The sequence below is a fragment of the Lysinibacillus sp. NPDC096418 genome, assembly GCF_044762775.1.
Taxonomy (GTDB): Bacteria; Bacillota; Bacilli; order Bacillales_A; family Planococcaceae; genus Lysinibacillus.
Genome location: NZ_JBIWEY010000019.1, coordinates 63,446 through 82,201 on the forward strand (window position 1 = coordinate 63,446; position 18,756 = coordinate 82,201).

The following is an 18,756-nucleotide window of genomic DNA, read 5'->3' on the forward strand; positions in this document are numbered from 1 at the left end:
TTCCTTCACACAACGAATCACAACTTTTTCTATCAAATCATACCAATGCCGATTACCGTGATAATCATAAATAAAATCACAAGAATAAAAACAAAAATTCCAAACAAAATAGACGGAATAAATACAGTAAAGAATGCTCGCCAATTTGAAATTTGGTGAGCTTCGGCCACTGCAGCTACCGCAATTACGAAGGACCAAATGCTAATGATTATCGTCGCGAGAGTAGCTGGCCAGAAAATCCACGGAGTTGGACCAGGATAGTCGGTCATAAGTAAAGATTCTGGGGCAACATACAGCCAAATCAAATACAACGGGATGAGCACGATATAAGGAATAGCTGTTATACTTAAAGCTTTAAATAGTTCGGAGAATGTTGCTATCCCCTTAAAAAGCTTACCAAATAGCCATGTAGCACATGCAGAAAAGCTAACACCAATTAAACCGGAAATCGGTGCAAGAACGACGCATAATAGAGTAATTAACCAAACTGGTAAGTCGGTTTCCATTACATTTGATAGCAATACCCCTATGTTGCTAATTGATAATATAAGAATTGCAAAACCTATTGATTTACGATCAATCATGTAGCGAGCAGTTTGCTTCGGATGTAACCAAACTGATATTAGCGGATTTAGCGTTGGCCTGAGATCCTCTTCTTGTTGATGCGAGTCATTGTTGTTTTCCATCTAAAAAAACCTCCATAAAATAAAATAAGAACTTGATGCGTATAATCATTATACGGATGAAATTAGTAAAAGTACAAAATAAAAAAGAGCCACGAGTTTGTGACTCTTTTTATAGACTAATAGCTTAATTAGCAAGCATGATTTTTTCAAGTTCTAAAGGCTCTATGTATTCGTCACCTTTGTAAGCGCGCATGTTACCACCAGAAATTTCATCGATTAATAAAATTTCATTTGTTTTAGCATCGCGGCCAAATTCTAATTTAATATCGTAAAGTGTTAAGCCTCTTTTCGCTAGTTCAGCGCCTACGAATTTAGAAATTTCAATTGTGCGTTGTTTTAAAATCGCATATTCTTCATGAGTAAGTAAGTTTAACATTGCTAATGCATCTTCAGAAATAGGGGGATCTAGGCGATCGTCGTCTTTGATTGTAACTTCAACGAAAGAATCTAAATCTTGACCTTCTTGTACGTACGCACCGTAGCGACGTAGGAAAGACCCAACTGCTTTGAAACGGCAAATAACTTCTAAACCTTTACCGAATACAGTAGCCGGTTTTACAGTCATTGTTGCATCGTCAAAATTAGCATCTACGTAGTGAGTAGGAACGCCTTGTTCGTTTAGTTTTGAGTAGAAATAAGAAGTTAGGCGAAGTCCAGCAAGACCAGCGCCGTCGATTGTTAAGCCAACAGTGTTAGCACCTGGGTCAAATACTCCGTTTTCGCCAGTAACATCATCTTTGAATTTTAATAAGTAATGTCCATCTTCTAATTTAAATACATCTTTTGTTTTACCTGTATATAATAATTCCACAAAAAACCCTCCAATATTTCGAAATACCTCAGTATTATAACACGAATAATCAAAATAATTAATACTAAAAATGTTCGTTTTTTATATAAAAATAACCATTTTTTCTCTAAAAAATAGCGAAATAGAAGATGATGGCGAATGTTCGCCATCATCTGAAAGAAGTTAAGTAAAATATATTCGAAAAGGGTATTATAAGCTAAATCAGATTAATAAACGCCTTCGATTAGCATACCGTTAGCAACTTTAATGAAGCCAGCGATGTTAGCACCAATAACAAGGTTACCTGGGTAGCCATATTTGTCAGCAGCAGCTTTACTTTCTGCGTAAATGTTTTTCATAATTTGATTTAGCTTCGCATCTACTTCTTCAAATGACCAATAAACACGGCTAGAGTTTTGTCCCATTTCAAGTGCAGATACTGCTACACCCCCAGCATTTGCTGCTTTTGCAGGGCCAAATAATACGCCAGCATCTAAAAATTCATTGATTGCTTCAAGGTCAGAAGGCATGTTTGCCCCTTCACCAATAGCTTTAACGCCGTTAGCAATTAATGTACGAGCTGAATTGCCATCGATTTCGTTTTGTGTCGCACATGGAAGCGCGATATCACATGGAATTGTCCAAATACCTGTGCAACCTTCAGTGAAAGAAGCGTTTGGACGATAGTTTAAGTAAGTAGAAATGCGATCGCCTTTAACTTCTTTAATTTCTTTAATCGCATCAAGATCTAAACCTTCAGTATCGTAGATATAACCTGATGAATCTGAACATGCAACAACTTTTGCACCGTACTGCTGCGCCTTTTCGATTGCGTAAGTAGATACGTTACCAGAACCAGAAACAACTACTGTTTTACCTTCGAATGAATCATTTGCATCTTTTAACATTTCGTTTACGAAGTATACAGTACCGTAACCTGTAGCTTCTTTACGAGCTAATGAACCACCATAAACAGGATTTTTACCAGTTAGTACACCAGATTCACTTGCTTTTGTTAAACGTTTGTATTGTCCCCATAGGTAGCCGATTTCACGTCCACCAACACCAATATCACCAGCAGGAACATCGACATCTGGACCAATATGACTGTATAATTCAGTCATGAACGCTTGGCAGAAACGCATGATTTCTGAATCTGATTTACCTTTAGGGTCGAAGTTAGAACCACCTTTACCACCACCGATTGGTTGGCCAGTTAAAGCGTTTTTGAAGATTTGTTCGAAACCTAAGAATTTGATGATTGATTCGTTTACTGTAGGGTGGAAACGTAGACCGCCTTTGTATGGGCCCATTACGTTACTATACTGTACACGATAACCACGGTTTACTTGAACTTGGTTGTTGTCATCTTGCCATGCAACACGGAAAGAGATGATACGATCTGGCTCAACGATACGAGATAGGATATTTGCTTTAATATATTCTGGATGCTGTGTGAACACAGGAACTAATGAAAGGAAAATTTCTTCAGCAGCTTGTAAAAACTCTGCTTGATGACTATTTTGTTTTTTTAGTTCTTCGAATACGCCATCTACGTATTCTTTTGCTAATTGTTCGTTGCTTACAGTTGTTGTTGTCATAGTGAAAACCTCCAAATGTTTTGATAGGTGTATCGTATATCTATTTTTCTCACTATTCAATAAAATACTTTTTCCAATGCCTCAAAGTTTGTGAAAAATTGAGCAATAGGGGTGCTGAAAATGTTATACTGATATAATTAGTGAGTATGTGATTGATCTAATTATGAGAAAGGAATGATGCTTTATTGTGAAGGTATTAATAGACGCTGATGCCTGTCCAGTCGTGGATTTGTCGCTATCCATATCATCTGAGTTTGAGATTGAAACTATCTTGTTTTGCGATACATCACACCGTATTGAACGTGATAATGTAATAACAATTATGGTGCCCAAGGGTCCAGATTCGGTTGATTTCACGCTAGTGAATACGCTTTCAAAACACGATATTGTCATTACACAGGATTATGGTTTAGCTGCCATGGTTTTGGCACGTGGAGGGTATCCAATCGACCAAAATGGACGTGAAATGACGAATGAAAACATCGAACGTTTGCTCGATATGAGACATGTTGGACAGAAAATAAGACGTGCAGGTGGACGTACGAAAGGACCCAAAAAAAGAACCCAAGAAAACAATATTTCGTTCGAATTGAAATTTCGACAAATTTGTGAACGAGCAATTTTAGCGAAAAAAATGGAGGAATCACCAGATGCAAAATAGCCTAAAACACGAACTATTCGAAGCACATCCACAACTAAAAAACATCGCAAATCACACCACTGTGTTGTGGGAAAATCCAAAATGGGCTAAAAAGGCGCATACAGACCTCTTTTCAATGGAAGAGGTAGATGAAGCAGAAGAAACACTAAAACGTTTTTCTTCCTATTTAATAGTAGCGTTTCCGGAATTAGCAGAAAGTAAAGGGCTTATTGAATCATCCATTAAAGAGATTCCAACTATGAAAGCGGCTCTTGAAAAAGAGTTTGCGACATCAATTACTGGTCAATTCATCTTGAAATGCGATTATGCACTTCCTATTTCAGGATCTATTAAAGCGCGAGGTGGCATTTATGAAGTGCTAAAGCATGCAGAACGTCTTGCTATTGCCAATAGTTTGCTCAAAGAAGACGATGATTATGCGATTTTAGCGACTGAAGAGCTTCGAGTGTTCTTCCAACAATATACGATTGCAGTAGGGTCTACAGGGAATTTGGGCTTAAGCATCGGCATTATGGGCACAAAGCTCGGCTTTAATGTCGTTGTACATATGTCTAGTGATGCGAAGGAATGGAAAAAGGCTATGCTTCGTGAAAAAGGAGCAACTGTAATCGAGTATGAAGCAGATTATAGTGTGGCGGTGGAGCAGGGACGTAAAGAAGCGGAGCAAGATCCGATGTGCCATTTTATCGATGATGAAAATTCGAAAGATTTATTTGCTGGCTATGCAGTGGCAGCAAAACGTTTGCAAGCCCAATTTAAAAAGACGAACATTGAAGTGGGTGAAGACCAACCATTGTTCGTGTATTTACCTTGTGGAGTCGGTGGTGGTCCTGGTGGAGTAGCTTATGGTTTACGCGAAATTCACGGTGAATACGTCCATATTTTCTTTGCTGAACCAGTTGCTTCACCATGTATGACAATTGGATTGATGACTGGCTTACATGATGAAATCAGCGTAGAAGATATCGGGTTAGACAATAAGACCGAAGCAGATGGTCTAGCTGTAGGTCGTGCTTCTAAATTTGTTGGGAAAGTGATGGAAACGTATATTAGCGGCTGTTATACAGTGAAAGATGAAGAGCTGTTTACGTCACTCGGTTTGGCTATGGAAACAGAAGGTCTATTTTTAGAGCCATCTGCACACGCAGGTATGTTTGGACCGATTCAGTTAATGAAAAACGGGCAAAGTTATTTGGAAAAGCATAACTTAGCGGAAAAAATGAACCAGGCGACACATCTTGTATGGGCAACAGGTGGAAGTATGGTGCCACAAGAGATGCGTGAGGAATATTTAGAAAAGGTATGAAGGTCGCATTAAATGCTTCCATTTAGGTAAATTTTAAATGATTAAAACCCTCCAATATAACACCAGTGAAAATGGGCGTGCTAAGCTAGTACGACTGCTGGAAAATTGGAGGGTATTAGTATGCAAAATTTTAAAGATGAACATCAAACTTTAGCAAAAATCATGACAAAGCTAAAAAAAGCGTACATGGCTGTGAATGCCAAAGTAGATGATTATTATGATGAATATATGGATTTGAAGCAATATATGGTGGATTATCGAAATGAAATGGATACGATGGAGATGTTCAGCAATCAGCGAGCATTAACAACGATTGACAAAACAGGTGTAATGACAGTAAAACAACGTACACAACTCGAAAAATTAATCGAGTCTCCATATTTTGGGCGAATTGATTTTGTCTATGATGGTGAAAGAACAGCGGATGCTGAAACGTTTTATATCGGTAAATTTTCATTTACGGATGAAGACGGGACAATCTGTATTTTCGATTGGCGTGCATCGGTTTCGAGTATGTATTACGACTATGAACTAGGGGAAGCATCCTATGAAGCATTAAATGGCACGGTCTTTGGGAAACTCATTCGAAAACATCAACTTAAAATTGTGAACAGTGAACTGGACTATGTACCGGAAAGTTCAATAAACATCCACGATTCGATTTTACAAAAAGAGCTAAGTAGGGCAGCTGATGAGCGCATGAAAACGATTATTGCAACGATTCAGAAGGAGCAAAATGCCATTGTCCGTAATGATCTAGCACATACGTTAATCATTCAAGGGGTAGCAGGTTCAGGAAAAACATCAATTGCCCTTCACCGCATTGCCTATTTACTTTACAAATATAAAGATTCATTATCATCTGAACGCGTCATGATTGTGTCGCCAAATAAAGTATTCGCAGATTATATTTCGACCGTGTTACCGGAGCTAGGGGAAGAGCCCATACGTGAGAGTAGTCTAGGTGAGATCGCTGAGAAAATTTTACCTAGCAAATATAAATTTAAATCGCTGTATGAGCAAGCAAAGCAACTCATTGAATATCCAAATAGTGCATTAGCTAAACGTGTAGCTTTTAAATCATCCCTTCATTTTTTTGAACAACTCACTGCTTTTCTAAACAATCAAAACACTGATTTATTAATCCCTAAGGACATTACTATTCAAGAAATCTCTATTGATGCTAATTATATAACGGAGCGTTTTGGGAGCTATGCAAAGGAACCTGTGTCAAAACGTATCGAATATGTAGCGGAGGACTTATTAGCAGTCGTTAAAGCGAAACGCCAAGGGGAGGTAAAGCTGTCGTCAAAAAATGAAATCGTCAAACGTTTAAGAAAGCGCCTACGTTTTACAGATGCCCTTAGTTTATATAAAGCGTTTTTTGAACATATGGGACAACCCGATCAGTTTATTTGGCAAAAAGGGACGTTTGAATTTGCAGATGTCTATCCATATTTATATTGCAATGCATATATGGAGGGCGTAGATACATTTGATTTAGTGAATCATCTCGTCATTGATGAGATGCAGGACTACACACCTGTACAGTATGCAGTTATTCAGAAGTTATTTCGCTGCAAGAAAACGATTTTAGGAGATTTCGGCCAATCGTTAAATCCGTTTGCTGTCAGTAGTTCAAATGGATTCCAAGAAATTTTTCCACAAATGGAATACGTTGAATTAAAGAAAAGTTATCGCTCATCGTTTGAAATCATTGAATTTACGAAACGGTTTTTATCGAAAAATGCAATCGAAGCAATTGAGCGCCACGGAGAACAGCCGACAATAGAAAACTATGAAAAATTCACAGAGCAAACTGAAAAAATAAAACAATATTTAAAACAATTCGAAGTAAGTAGCTATAAAACATGTGGAATTGTTTGTAAAACAGCAGCACAGGTGGAAGAACTTTACGGGGCACTGCAAGTTGAATTTAATGTTCATAAATTGGATGAACATAGTGCGAAATTTACGGAGGGGATTACTCTTGCCTCCGTTCAACTGGCAAAGGGACTGGAATTTGATGTGGTGATTGTCCCATTTGTAGATGAAGCATCGTATGCCAGTGATTTTGATAAAGGTCTATTATATGTGGCTTGTACAAGAGCCATGCATCAATTAACGCTATTACAATTAACTAAAAAACCTTCACCATTGCTGTTGGGATAGGTTACGGGGCACTAGTTATAGTGCCTCCTTTTTGAGATAGTTGGATAGTAATCGAATTAATTCTTTTATATCTTCCATCGCTTCACGTAAGCCTATTTCTAATCGATCGGTGATACGAAGTATATCTTCGGTGCTGGAAGGGGTATTTAAAAGATCTTTAATATCAACGGGGAGGGCGTCTTCTTGTTGTTGAACAAGACGCAAAATAGCGACTATTGAAAAATGAGCACTTCGCAATGTTCGAATAACGAGTAGACGTTCGATATCCTCTTCATAATATACACGATGTCTTTTTGTATTACGTTCTACAGAAAAAAGTCCGTTTCTTTCCCAATTTCGTAATACTTCTTCAGTTATTCCTAATTCGTTTGCGACTTCTTGATGCGTATAGGTCTTTGCGGTAGAGCTTTGCGTAGGTTGGTGCCAATTTTTTACGACTTCAATCGCTTCGAGTACATATTGATGCTCTAGTTTTAAGTGAGAAAAATACTTCTTTGCCTCAAGTAAAGCTTCGAGAAAGGCTTGTTTTCCACTCAATATAACGATTCTCGTTGCACGTTTTCGTAAATTATTTTGAATCAATTCACAACGAAAAGCTAGCCGTGCAATTATTAATTGAACTACATGAACCGTTTCATATACACGGTAGCCATTCGCCGCTCGGGGTACAGGGGATAAAAAACCCCATTCCTCATAAACACGTACTGTATTTGGATGGACTTGTCCAATTTCTGCGATTTCATTAGTACGATAAGTCTGATTCATAGATGAAAACCCTCCGATAAATCAGAGACCACTGAAAAAGTGTTTTTTTTTATAAAACCTCTAACCAAATTATGACCTAAAGGATTTGGCGCTCCAGCATTCGCTTTCCACAGGCACAGCGTAAGCCGCAACCCTCGCTACGCGCGATTTGTTGCATCTTACGTCTCGTGCGTGCTTCTGCCGCTAGGTTTCACTCACGCTTTCGTCGCAAATAATGTTCCTGCAGAAGTCTCACGTCGCTGTCGCATTGCCTTTGCACGGAAGATATTCGTTGCCGCGCAAAATCCTTGCTTAGTAAAGAAATGCCCATGCAAAAAAATACTATAAAATAATCTTAGTTTAGAGTTTTTCAGTGCCCTCATAAATCCCTAGCTATTTTTTATTTTATACTAATACTGAAAAGATTTGCACATGACCTATAAGTTCTTCCCAGTAATTTTGGAGGCGTATTTTTATTCAGGAATTAAAGATGGAAAAAGACAAGAGTTCATAAAGTACGTATGCCTTTGGTGAAGAGCAAAAACTTTCGACATTTATTTGAAGAAGAATACGTGCAAAAACGCAAGAAGTGCCGCCCGTAATCAGCCTTCTTGCGTTCTGTTCTTGAAGAAATTCTTTTATATCTAACTCTAAAGGTGAATTATCGCTGATAGAAGCGCCAATATCGCCGATTGTCTCGCTAAATCTCTAGTTCATCTATAGCTCAATTATTTACTTTGAGCAGCTAGAAATACTTTATGCGCAGCGAGTACACCTGCACCCGGTTCAAAGTCATAAGAGAAGTCTTGCAGAGCAGCTTCCATTAATGAAACGGCTTGTAAAACGTCGCTTGGGAAGCAATAGCCCATATGACCGAATCTGAACATTTTCCCTTGTAAATGACCAAGTCCACCAGCAAAATCTAAATGATACTGTTGTTTTAAATGTGATAGGAAATCACCTAATGCAATGCCTTCGGGCGCTATGATGGCTGTAATCGTAGGTGAAGCGTGCTCATCATCTGTCAATAGGCCGATGTTAAGTGCTTTCATCGCACTGCGCACCATATCTTTCATCAATTCATGACGTGCGACTGTTTTAGCAAAACCGCCTTCTTCCTCAATAAGCTTGCAGACAGCATTTAGTCCGTAAATAAGTGTGATCGTAGGGGTATTTGGTGTCATGCCTTTCTCTGCCCAACTACGATAGCTTTGTAGGTTTAAGTAATAAGATGGTGCTTTATTTTCTTCGATCACTTTCCATGCTCTGTCGCTCACGCTAACTAGAGAGAGGCCAGGTGGTAACATCATCGCCTTTTGAGAACCTGTAACAAGAATATCGACGCCCCATTTGTCCATTTCAGCAGGTGCTCCACCAATGCAGCTTACCCCGTCAACAATTAGTAACGCGTTTGTTTCATTACGAACAACTTGTGCTAACTCAGCAATTGGGTTTAAAATGCCCGTGGACGTTTCATTGTACGTAACAAAAACAGCTTTTATATTTGTTAATGGCTGTAAAAATTGTTGTAACTCCTCAGCTGTGCATGCTTGCCCCCATTCTTGTTCAAGTTTATGCACGTTAAAGCCATATTTCTCACAAATAGAAACGAAGTAATCGCCAAACGCTCCGATAGTGATAACTACAACATCTTCACCAGCAGAAACGGTATTTACTGCAGCTGCTTCTAATGCGGCTGTGCCACCAGAAGGAAGTAGTAAAATTTCTTGTTTTGTGCCGAAAATTGGTTTCACTAGTTCAGTCGTTTCACGGTATAACTCGACAAACTCATTGCTTCGATGGCTGAAGATATCTTGGCTCATGGCAAGCTGAACCTTTTTTGGAATAGGTGTCGGTCCCGGATGTCTTAAAATATTTTCATACATGTGAATAAATCCCCTTTGCTTTAAAAGTTAAAATTTTCTACCTATAATATAGCACACTCATTCTACTTTCTAACTTCTTTTTTAATATGATAGCAGAATATTCAATCTACTCAAAGTAGCAAATGTATGAACTATATAATTTCAACTATTATTATGTAAGGTGATTTTCATGGACAAGAACGGAGCCGCGCACCTTTTGCGTACGCTCCCCGTATAGAGTCTAGTTGGGCTTACGTTTTATTATGCAAAAATCTCGAAAATCCCAATTAATATGATCAACCATCCAGAAATGGCTGTCGAATATTTGCCAATAAATGTTTTACTCATTAAAGCACCAAAATGACTGCCGATAGCAACTGATACAATTGAAAAGAATCCAATGGAGATTACTGTCCAAATGGCGGAAATACCATTCGCACCAATTGCAATTCCACCAGCTAAGCAATTTAAACATAAGATGCATCCAAGAGGAATGGATTCTCGGAAAGAAATAATATGATTTTTATCTTCATCAAACAGTTCAGGATTTTCTAAGAATCCCTTAGTAGAAAACCGCTTAGACATTAAAGTCCATACCCCGATAGCGCATAATAAAAGGCTTCCCAAAAGACTAGCAAGATGTGGAGAAACAAACTCAAGAATAGTGCTCCCGGCCTTTACTGCAATAAAAGTGACAATCATTGACATAACGGCAATAGTTAAATTCGATAAAATTGGAATTTTCGTTCGTTTAATTCCATAGGCCAAGCCAATCCCTAGATTATCTAAATTAGCTGCTATACCTATAAGAATTATGGTGATCCAATGCATCATTAACCTCCCTCTGAACTAATTAATTGTCTCAACTATTTATAATATGGGTAAAAAAATTATTTGTTCAAAATGGTCCTATGTGGAAAAGTGCTTTCCTAACAGCCCCTTTATTTAAGGTCAAGTATGGATTACGGTAAAGAGCCAAAAAAAAATTTCCTTCCAATCAACCCTAATATCACAAAGTAGCATTTACATAATTAAATTTCTATATGGATTGTTATCATACTGGGATAGGACAAGGAATAGTATTGTTATAGTTCGAGTAATATGGGGGTGGTGTGAATAGAGAACAAAATTAAAATACTTATGCCCAATTGGTATTTTCAAAGAAACATTCAACTGGATTCACTACCTGTATAAGACGGACAACCTATAACGTATTTACCGCCTTTATGAACAATAGCATTTAACTTGTATTTATGGTTTATAAATTCATTAATCCTTTATTCTGATTATCAATAGGAATTGATGTATCTAAGTTTATGGAATGAATGTTAAGTGCTGAGATTTTGAAATCAGCAAGATATCCTAAAATTTTATAGGGGAAGGGGAATCGAATGCCAGATTATCATCAACAATCATCAACTGAAGTTATGAATCAGTTAAATGTAACAGATCAAGGGTTGAGTGATTATGACATCGAAAAGAGACGAGACGTATATGGTTATAATGAATTGGTGGAAGGAAAAAGAATAAGTACATTTGCTGTTTTTATGGGGCAGTTTAAAGATCTATTAGTCATTATTTTAATGATAGCAGCTTTCATCTCATTTTTATTGGGTGAAGTAGAAAGTACTATTGTAATCGCAATTGTCGTTATATTAAACGCGATACTAGGAACAGTACAACATGTAAAAGCTGAACAGTCTTTGGACAATTTGAAAACGTTGACCTCGCCAATCGCTAAGGTAATGCGGAATAATCAATTAGTAGAGATTCCTTCGAAGGATATAGTTGTTGGAGACCTTCTTTATTTGGAGGCAGGCGATTATATTAGTGCGGATGGAAGGTTAGTAGAAGGCTATAACCTGCAAATAAATGAAAGTTCTCTAACGGGAGAATCATTGGCTGTAGCGAAAATGATCACGCCTATCCAAGAGAGTCATATAACAATTGGTGATAAACGAAATATGGTTTTCTCAGGAAGCTTTGTCACTACTGGACGTGGAATTGTAGCCGTTACCGCAATTGGGATGAAAACGGAAATCGGGAAAATCGCTAATTTATTAGATACTGCCAAAGAGAAGAAAACGCCGTTACAAGTGAGTCTTGATGACTTTGGCGAGAAGCTAGCTTTAGGGATTACAATTATTTGTTTAGGTATTTTCCTGATTGATTTATTCCGAGGACGCGAGTTAGTAGAATCGTTTATGTTTGCAGTTGCACTTGCAGTTGCCGCCATACCAGAAGCACTTAGCTCGATTGTGACGATTGTACTTGCTTTCGGCACACAGAAAATGGCAAAGGAAAATGCCATTATACGAAAGCTTTATGCAGTTGAAAGTTTGGGCAGTGTATCCGTTATTTGTTCAGATAAAACAGGTACATTAACAGAAAATAAAATGGCTGTTCAACAAGTATATGTAGATCAAAAAGTCATTCCTCATGATCGACTTTCTATTGGCAATCCCATTGAGAAAAGTCTTATTATAAAATCACTTTTATGTAGTGACGCAGTAGAAAGTGATCAGAAAGAAATCGGTAACCCAACTGAGATTGCACTTGTGAAATTAGGGAAGCATTATTATTTTGACGAATTAGATGTTCGGGAGCATTATCCAAGAGTTGCTGAAATTCCTTTTGATTCAGACAGGAAGTTAATGAGTACTGTGAATCAAATTAATCAGCAAACGATCATGATTACAAAGGGAGCATTAGATGTCCTACTACCTAAAATTGCGAAAATAGAATCTTCTAACGGTATTCAGCCTATTACAATCGAACAGAGAAGGAAAATAGAAGAAGTCAATCGCGATTTTTCTATGAATGGATTACGTGTATTAGCGATTACTTACAAAGAAGTGAGGAAAAATCAATCGATTCATGCCGGAGTCGAAAGAGATTTAATCTTTGTCGGCTTAGTGGCGATGATGGATCCACCGAGAAAAGAGTCGCAAGCGGCGGTAGAAAGCTGTATAAAAGCTGGTATCAAACCAGTGATGATTACAGGTGATCATAAAATCACGGCAACAGCTATTGCCAAGCAAATTGGGATTTTAAACGATCCATCTGAAGTAATCGAAGGCTATGAAATAGAAAAATTAACGGATCAAGAGCTCCAAGAAAAGGTCCAAGATATTTCTGTCTACGCCCGTGTAACGCCAGAGCATAAAATTCGCATCGTAAAAGCTTGGCAAGAAAAAGGCAATGTTGTTGCGATGACCGGAGATGGGGTCAACGATGGACCTGCCCTAAAGCAAGCGGATATTGGTGTGGCAATGGGAATCACAGGTACAGAGGTAGCGAAAGATGCATCGTCTATGATTTTAACAGATGATAATTTCTCAACGATTGTCAAAGCCATTTCGAACGGAAGAAGTATGTACACGAATATAAAAAACGCCATTCTATTCTTATTATCAGGGAATGCAGGTGCCATTTTTGTTGTTTTATATGCAACAGTTCTAGGTTTGCCGGTTCCATTTGCACCCGTGCATCTATTATTTATTAACCTACTTACCGATAGTTTACCAGCAATTGCAATAGGATTAGAGCCGCATAATAAGAAAACAATGAAGGACAAGCCTAGAGATATTAACACGCCATTGCTAAATAAAAGATTTACAACGCAAGTGATACTCGAAGGGATATTAATTGCTATTTCTACATGTGTTGCATTTCAAATCGGGTTGTCAACAGGCGATACGTTAACGGCAAGTACAATGGCATTTACAACATTATGTTTGTCCAGATTAATACATGGCTTCAACTCCAGATCGAGGGAGTCGATCTTCACAATTGGTGTATTTTCGAATAAATATACGTGGCTAGCATTTTTAATAGGGGTAGTCCTGCTACATTTAGTATTATTTATCCCATCGCTTATGGGTGTATTTGAAGTTGCTACAATAAGTGCCGCACAATTAGGGTTTATTTATAGTTTGTCCATTCTACCGTTTATCGTGAATCAGTGGTATAAACTGTTGTTTGTGAGAAATAAATAATATTACTTTATAATTTAAGCAGAACAACTACATTTCTATATGGTGAAAATCCGCTTCGCTTTCCGCAGGCACAGCGTAAGACGCAACCCTCGCTACGCGCGGTTTGTTGCGTCTTACGTCTTGTGCTGTTCCCGCAGGAGTCTACGCGGATTTTCACCTGTTTATCAAAATAGATAACATACTAAAAGTACTCTCAGCATACTATTTTTTCTTTTAAGGTAGCTCCTTGTCATTTTAGTGAAATATTGTTTTTACTACTATGCTCCGAGATTCCTTTTAAAGCTCCTATTACTCTAAGTGCTTTTTCTCTATATCTTTTATTGCTAAAGTAAATTATAATTATTGAGAAAATTCTAATTATTAGCAAAAAATTAAGGGGATAAGAGAATGTTAAATTCAGATTTGGATATGCGCTTAGAACCGTGCATTAAAGAATTATATCAATTACATAAGGAGCGCTCAGCAAATATTGACTGGAGTTATCACGAATTTATTCCATGGGACAAGGCGATGTCCTTTAAACGAGTTCCTTGGGATGAGAGCCAAGTAACTCTTCCAGAAGGTGTCATTGTTGCGATCGAAACTGCATTACTGACGGAAGCAAATTTACCTTGGTATACGTCGCATTTGGATTACACATTTAAAAATTCAATGGAAGTCATCAATGATTTTGTACATACTTGGACGGCTGAAGAAGACCAGCACTCTAACTTACTAGAAACGTATTTATTGGTGACACGCAACGTAAATCCTAAAAGATTGCATGAATTAAGAAAGCGAATAGTTGAAAATGGTTGGTTCCCAGATTTCACGAATCCACTAGCAACAATGGCTTATACTTCATTGCAAGAGTTGGGCACACTTGTTTTTTACAATAATGTAGCGAAAATAGCGGGGCAGTATGACAAAGATTTAGCTACATTACTTCGACGTTTAGCGAAAGACGAAGCACTTCATTATGCATTCTACCGCGACACAGTGAAAGCACATCTTGAACTTGATCCAAATTTCATTGTGTTTTTCGAGAATGTCATTATTAATTTCTCGATGCCAGGCGCAGTAATGCCTGACTTTAACGAAAGAATGAAAACGATTGCCATCGATACGAACTACGGACCACTACAATATTTTGATCAAGTATTAGATGTAGTGGTGAAATATTGGGATATCGCTAACTTACAACCTACAAGCGAAGAGGCCAAACAAGCACAAGCGAATATCATGAACTACCATGGGCGTCTAAAAAGAATTAAAGATCGCCATTTAGCAAAAATATAAAGGTTTTGTAAAAAGGTCATCACTAAAACATGTACTCGATTTTAATAATGAAGTAAGCACATGGAACGGAAGGCGGCAATTCTTTGGTGATTAGCGAGCAGCTTGAGACCCCGTAGGAGCGTAAGCGACGCGTCCGCATGTAGTGGAATGTGCTGTCAACTACAGAATTTGGTGAAGAGTCATATGTAAGAAAGGGTTTTTATAATGAAACTAACTTGTGAATTATGTGAAATTGAAACGAAAAATAAAGTAAGTTATTTAGAATTTGAAACATGGGAATTTGATTTTTTAAAGAAAGAGCAAAAAGATTTTTACGCTATTTGTTTCGATTGTTTTGATAAACATACCAATAACTTCATTGATAAAGATATGGATCTTGAATTGAGAAAAAAACGTTCTCTTTCGGTGAATAGAGAAATCCAAGAAGAAATCGATGCTATTCTCGAAGTCGAAAACTAATTCAGTGGATGGTCCTAAAAATACGAAAAATCCTCTTTAGGTCTTTAAGACGAAAAGAGAATTTTTTGTATGCAATGTGATTAAGCTTTGAACGGTTGATTCATGCGCATTAAGCCATATACCGCAAAGAATAAACCACCTGTGAAGAACGATAATATAACGTATAGCACCGCTCTACCCGTTTCACCAGACCAACGATACAGTAAGCGATACGAGTAATAAAGTACAAAACCGGCCATTACGAGTGATGCGATTATTCCGATAACGGGGACGAAAGAAATAATAAACAACCCGAAATAAATCAGCGTATTTTTCAGCGCAGAAGAACGAATGGTTGCATCATCATCACTATTCGCAGTTAATAAGAAAAGACTATATACATTAATCAACGGTATCCAAGCGATGTAAGCAAGATCGTTAAATCCATTTGTTTTAGACGTTGTGTAATAGATCAGAGCACTAATTAAGTAGTAAACAAGAGCCATAACAAGACACACTAAAAGAGCAATAATCAAAAAGCCACCAAAGACCGCATCATAATCACTATAATAAGAATCATAACTCATCAAAAAACCTCCTTCTCTAGTAAATGCTTCATAATCATAACAGCAGAAAGTTACTAAAACTATACCAAAGAATAAGTAATATATAGAAAAGTTTACTAAAGAATAGGTTGTTTTACTTGTCGATTCATTACTAGACAGGGTACTTCTAACTATAATCATGTGGGCGTTAGGGAAAATGGTGAGTTCTGGAAAAAAATGAGCGCTAGAAAAAAGAAATAAGTGCTGAAAAAGGTAAAATGAACTCTGAAAAAAACGTGTACTAAAAATTGTAATGACATTAATGTTGGAGGAACCGGAAAGCATGGTACATACAGTATTGTGGAATGGTATATCGAAGTATATGGCTTAGCGAATAATGAAATACCTAGGTATGACAAATCTGTTATGGCAGATTCGATAAAAAAGGGATATGGCACAATGTCACAAGCAAAAAATAAAGGAGAATTTCAGGGGTAAAGAATCTCAAGCGGTAACGTAAAACAACAACAAAACTAAGCGGTTAAACAATTATATAATCAATTTTCTTGCGCTTTTAGCACTTAACTATGACCAAATTTACTACTCCTTCACGACGATTTATTGGAATTTAGTCATCCATCATAACTTGGAACAAGCGCCAAACAAAAATAAACAAGCTCGGGCCCTAATGATTTTGAAGAAATATGCAAAGGAACATGGTATCCCATCAGATTAACAATTTGACCAACTAGCTAATTCGTTGCAACTAAAGGTAGCTAACGAAGTAAAACGTGACTGCAAACAAAATGTCTTTGGTGCATTTTACGGCGATACAGCAGGCGTATTTTAAAGGGAAGGATTCTAATAACCGAACGTATGTGTACTGTAATTGAAAGGTAATAGATAGGTGAATGTTCGAGGGGCAACATCATGATTGTTGTTCTCCTTGCTAATATTGCTGAAAACGAAACAATTTTAAATTTTATGCATAAAGATAAAAGAGAGGATATGGATTTTTTAGAAGGGGGCTACTTGAATGGAAAATAAAATGGTAATGCAAAAGAAACACGGGATGATTAGTCTGATTTCCTTGATTATTGGAGTGGTTTGCTTTTTTATTGTCTTTGTAACGCCTACAAGAATTGCAAACATTGGGAATTTGGCTGGAGACTATATAACGTTTGCACTTACAGGTTTAGGGATTGTCATTTCTCTAATAGGGATTGCGAAAAAAACGGAGAAAAATGTTATACCTATACTCTCTTTGATTCTATCTTCATCATTTTTTATATTTTGGATCATCGCAATTATTTTATTAATGACTCATCAAATTGAATTTGCGCCGTAGAATAAGTGCAGATCACATTACTTTCGTTGAGGCGTCTATTCAAACTGAAAGAAATAGTCACCCTGTCGACTAAGTAAGGTCACTAGTTCTAAAACGTTAACACGAGTCAGTCGCTAATTATGCGGAATGTTTGGTGTATAGATTGGGTGTGGATACACACAGTCCTTTTTTAGTTTAGCGGTTACACTCATAGATTATGGACGTCAGCTCCTGGGGTAACGTCCGCATGTCACGCTTCGTGCGAGCATGTGGTGCTAGTGACCGTTTTTGAAGGATTAATGTTCGCAGTTTCATTCGCAGCATTGATTGTATCAATTCTTTCATTTAACCATAAAAAATAACCCATCCTTCAGTTAAAGGTCCAGATGGGTTATTATACCTGAAAACAGCCAGTCCCTTTTGGGGAACCTGCTATTACGAGACTACATGATGTACCACCATCATGTAGTCTTTTTAATTTATTCTTTTCTTACGCTCATGATATTTTTTTGAGGTCTTTTTTTCCCTATTCTACTACCAATATCTCAAATAAGATTGTTGATATTCGGGAGAAACGATTTTCTAATGGATTAGCCTGTGAACATTGTGGTAGTATGTCTGTTAATAGAAATGGTACATATAAAGCTCGTCAGCGTTATCTTTGTAAGGATTTATTCTAACAGTATTACCTATTTTATCACCAAAGTAATTTAGTGAATGAAGAAAATATAATTATAAATTGTTATGGCTATTGATTAACCATTAGCTTTTTAGGAAATGAGTTAAAACTATGAATGGATTTACTATTAAAGGTAAGCAGGGCTTTATCCGAATTGAACTACAAAAAGTAAGTGGTTTTCCTAAAGACACAAGCCATTTTGGTGGCTATGATGCTGAGGGCAACGTTGAAATTGAAAGTGGAAATTATTATGTTTTAGGTGAATTGTGGTTTACAACTGGTGATGTTTATGAGTTTTATAAGCAACTAGATAAGTGCTATTGTGAACTTAAAGGAATGGCTACTTTTGGGAACTATGAAACTTCTATTAAAATAGAGGTTGTATTCAATCAATTGGGAACAGTTGTTTTACAAGGTTACTTTAAAGAAAAAGCTCATATGGAAAATGAATTACAATTTGAAATAGAAAGTGACCAAAGTTTTTTATCCTCAACATTAGAGGACTTGAGAATATTTGTTGACCATTACGGAAACTCTAAAGGAATAAAAATATAAACAAAAGAGGGCCTTTTTAATGTGGTACCTAAGTCAAGGACAAACTAAAAAAAGAGATTAAGCAGCTAAGAGATGGTTTCTGTATTGTACAGGAGCCATCCTTTTTAGATT

General features: G+C 37.2%; 16 protein-coding genes and 1 pseudogene. 10 read left to right on the top strand and 7 right to left on the bottom strand.

Translation table 11 applies throughout. The features are described from left to right. Positions 1–32 precede the first annotated feature (32 nt). From ACIQZG_RS14690 to gdhA, 3 genes are all read right to left on the bottom strand, one after another. A complete protein-coding gene (locus ACIQZG_RS14690; RefSeq protein ID WP_402756178.1) occupies positions 33–686 on the bottom strand; it encodes a YIP1 family protein in 654 nt (217 codons plus the stop codon). A 124-nt stretch (positions 687–810) separates the two neighbouring features. Continuing rightward, positions 811–1,497 carry a phosphoribosylaminoimidazolesuccinocarboxamide synthase gene (locus tag ACIQZG_RS14695; protein WP_402756180.1) on the bottom strand — a complete coding sequence of 229 codons (687 nt, stop codon included), beginning with the start codon at positions 1,495–1,497 and terminating at the stop codon, positions 811–813. A 206-nt stretch (positions 1,498–1,703) separates the two neighbouring features. After that, positions 1,704–3,077: an NADP-specific glutamate dehydrogenase gene (gdhA, locus tag ACIQZG_RS14700; RefSeq protein WP_402756182.1), complete on the bottom strand. Its 1,374-nt coding sequence runs from the start codon at positions 3,075–3,077 to the stop codon at positions 1,704–1,706. 187 nt (positions 3,078–3,264) lie between these two features. Here gdhA and ACIQZG_RS14705 point away from each other — a divergent pair, with 187 nt between their 5' ends. The 3 genes from ACIQZG_RS14705 to ACIQZG_RS14715 all read left to right on the top strand — a co-directional run bounded on the left by ACIQZG_RS14705 (position 3,265) and on the right by ACIQZG_RS14715 (position 7,216). Further along, complete coding sequence (locus ACIQZG_RS14705) at positions 3,265–3,738, top strand: YaiI/YqxD family protein (protein ID WP_402756184.1); 474 nt, start codon at positions 3,265–3,267, stop codon at positions 3,736–3,738. Then, a complete protein-coding gene (locus ACIQZG_RS14710) occupies positions 3,728–5,044 on the top strand; it encodes a D-serine ammonia-lyase (protein WP_402756186.1) in 1,317 nt (438 codons plus the stop codon). Before ACIQZG_RS14705 ends, ACIQZG_RS14710 begins: the two co-directional genes overlap by 11 nt. Positions 5,045–5,164: 120 nt before the next feature. Continuing rightward, on the top strand, positions 5,165–7,216 hold the full coding sequence (locus ACIQZG_RS14715) for a HelD family protein (RefSeq protein ID WP_402756188.1): 2,052 nt from the start codon (positions 5,165–5,167) through the stop codon (positions 7,214–7,216). 15 nt (positions 7,217–7,231) lie between these two features. On the opposite strand, the gene ACIQZG_RS14720 is transcribed toward ACIQZG_RS14715, so the two are convergent. The 3 genes from ACIQZG_RS14720 to ACIQZG_RS14730 all read right to left on the bottom strand — a co-directional run bounded on the left by ACIQZG_RS14720 (position 7,232) and on the right by ACIQZG_RS14730 (position 10,656). Then, positions 7,232–7,981 carry a MerR family transcriptional regulator gene (locus tag ACIQZG_RS14720; RefSeq protein ID WP_402756190.1) on the bottom strand — a complete coding sequence of 250 codons (750 nt, stop codon included), beginning with the start codon at positions 7,979–7,981 and terminating at the stop codon, positions 7,232–7,234. 707 nt (positions 7,982–8,688) lie between these two features. Next, on the bottom strand, positions 8,689–9,846 hold the full coding sequence (locus ACIQZG_RS14725) for a pyridoxal-phosphate-dependent aminotransferase family protein (protein ID WP_402756192.1): 1,158 nt from the start codon (positions 9,844–9,846) through the stop codon (positions 8,689–8,691). Positions 9,847–10,086: 240 nt separating this feature from the next. Further along, positions 10,087–10,656 carry a manganese efflux pump gene (locus ACIQZG_RS14730; RefSeq protein WP_402756194.1) on the bottom strand — a complete coding sequence of 190 codons (570 nt, stop codon included), beginning with the start codon at positions 10,654–10,656 and terminating at the stop codon, positions 10,087–10,089. 560 nt (positions 10,657–11,216) lie between these two features. On the opposite strand from ACIQZG_RS14730, the gene ACIQZG_RS14735 reads away from it, so the two are divergent. The 3 genes from ACIQZG_RS14735 to ACIQZG_RS14745 all read left to right on the top strand — a co-directional run bounded on the left by ACIQZG_RS14735 (position 11,217) and on the right by ACIQZG_RS14745 (position 15,560). Continuing rightward, complete coding sequence (locus ACIQZG_RS14735; RefSeq protein WP_402756196.1) at positions 11,217–13,823, top strand: cation-translocating P-type ATPase; 2,607 nt, start codon at positions 11,217–11,219, stop codon at positions 13,821–13,823. Positions 13,824–14,210: 387 nt separating this feature from the next. Continuing rightward, on the top strand, positions 14,211–15,101 hold the full coding sequence (locus ACIQZG_RS14740) for an acyl-ACP desaturase (RefSeq protein ID WP_402756198.1): 891 nt from the start codon (positions 14,211–14,213) through the stop codon (positions 15,099–15,101). A gap of 204 nt (positions 15,102–15,305) precedes the next feature. Further along, positions 15,306–15,560, top strand: coding sequence for a hypothetical protein (locus ACIQZG_RS14745; protein WP_402756200.1), 255 nt, complete (start codon positions 15,306–15,308; stop codon positions 15,558–15,560). Positions 15,561–15,640: 80 nt separating this feature from the next. Here the strand turns inward: ACIQZG_RS14745 and ACIQZG_RS14750 are convergent, their stop codons facing one another. Then, positions 15,641–16,126 (bottom strand): hypothetical protein, encoded by a 486-nt coding sequence (locus tag ACIQZG_RS14750; RefSeq protein ID WP_402756202.1) that lies wholly within the window; start codon positions 16,124–16,126, stop codon positions 15,641–15,643. 318 nt (positions 16,127–16,444) lie between these two features. On the opposite strand from ACIQZG_RS14750, the gene ACIQZG_RS14755 reads away from it, so the two are divergent. The 4 genes and pseudogenes from ACIQZG_RS14755 (at position 16,445) to ACIQZG_RS14770 (ending at position 18,645) form a co-directional block, all read left to right on the top strand. Then, positions 16,445–16,582, top strand: a complete 138-nt coding sequence (locus tag ACIQZG_RS14755; protein ID WP_402756204.1) for a hypothetical protein — start codon at positions 16,445–16,447, stop codon at positions 16,580–16,582. 538 nt (positions 16,583–17,120) lie between these two features. After that, on the top strand, positions 17,121–17,432 hold the full coding sequence (locus tag ACIQZG_RS14760; protein ID WP_402756206.1) for a hypothetical protein: 312 nt from the start codon (positions 17,121–17,123) through the stop codon (positions 17,430–17,432). 545 nt (positions 17,433–17,977) lie between these two features. Then, positions 17,978–18,082: pseudogene (locus ACIQZG_RS14765) on the top strand (transposase-like zinc-binding domain-containing protein); the annotation flags it as partial. Between the two features lie 119 nt (positions 18,083–18,201). Beyond that, entirely contained in the window at positions 18,202–18,645 is a 444-nt protein-coding gene (locus ACIQZG_RS14770) for a WapI family immunity protein (RefSeq protein WP_402756207.1), read from the top strand. Positions 18,646–18,756 lie beyond the last annotated feature (111 nt).

Coding starts and splice junctions, on each gene's coding strand:
- ACIQZG_RS14690 (WP_402756178.1), bottom strand. CDS start 686: ATGGAAAACAACAATGACTCGCATCAACAAGAAGAGGATCTCAGGCCA.
- gdhA (WP_402756182.1), bottom strand. CDS start 3,077: ATGACAACAACAACTGTAAGCAACGAACAATTAGCAAAAGAATACGTA.
- ACIQZG_RS14710 (WP_402756186.1), top strand. CDS start 3,728: ATGCAAAATAGCCTAAAACACGAACTATTCGAAGCACATCCACAACTA.
- ACIQZG_RS14715 (WP_402756188.1), top strand. CDS start 5,165: ATGCAAAATTTTAAAGATGAACATCAAACTTTAGCAAAAATCATGACA.
- ACIQZG_RS14720 (WP_402756190.1), bottom strand. CDS start 7,981: ATGAATCAGACTTATCGTACTAATGAAATCGCAGAAATTGGACAAGTC.
- ACIQZG_RS14725 (WP_402756192.1), bottom strand. CDS start 9,846: ATGTATGAAAATATTTTAAGACATCCGGGACCGACACCTATTCCAAAA.
- ACIQZG_RS14730 (WP_402756194.1), bottom strand. CDS start 10,656: ATGCATTGGATCACCATAATTCTTATAGGTATAGCAGCTAATTTAGAT.
- ACIQZG_RS14735 (WP_402756196.1), top strand. CDS start 11,217: ATGCCAGATTATCATCAACAATCATCAACTGAAGTTATGAATCAGTTA.
- ACIQZG_RS14740 (WP_402756198.1), top strand. CDS start 14,211: ATGTTAAATTCAGATTTGGATATGCGCTTAGAACCGTGCATTAAAGAA.
- ACIQZG_RS14745 (WP_402756200.1), top strand. CDS start 15,306: ATGAAACTAACTTGTGAATTATGTGAAATTGAAACGAAAAATAAAGTA.
- ACIQZG_RS14750 (WP_402756202.1), bottom strand. CDS start 16,126: ATGAGTTATGATTCTTATTATAGTGATTATGATGCGGTCTTTGGTGGC.
- ACIQZG_RS14760 (WP_402756206.1), top strand. CDS start 17,121: ATGGAAAATAAAATGGTAATGCAAAAGAAACACGGGATGATTAGTCTG.
- ACIQZG_RS14770 (WP_402756207.1), top strand. CDS start 18,202: ATGAATGGATTTACTATTAAAGGTAAGCAGGGCTTTATCCGAATTGAA.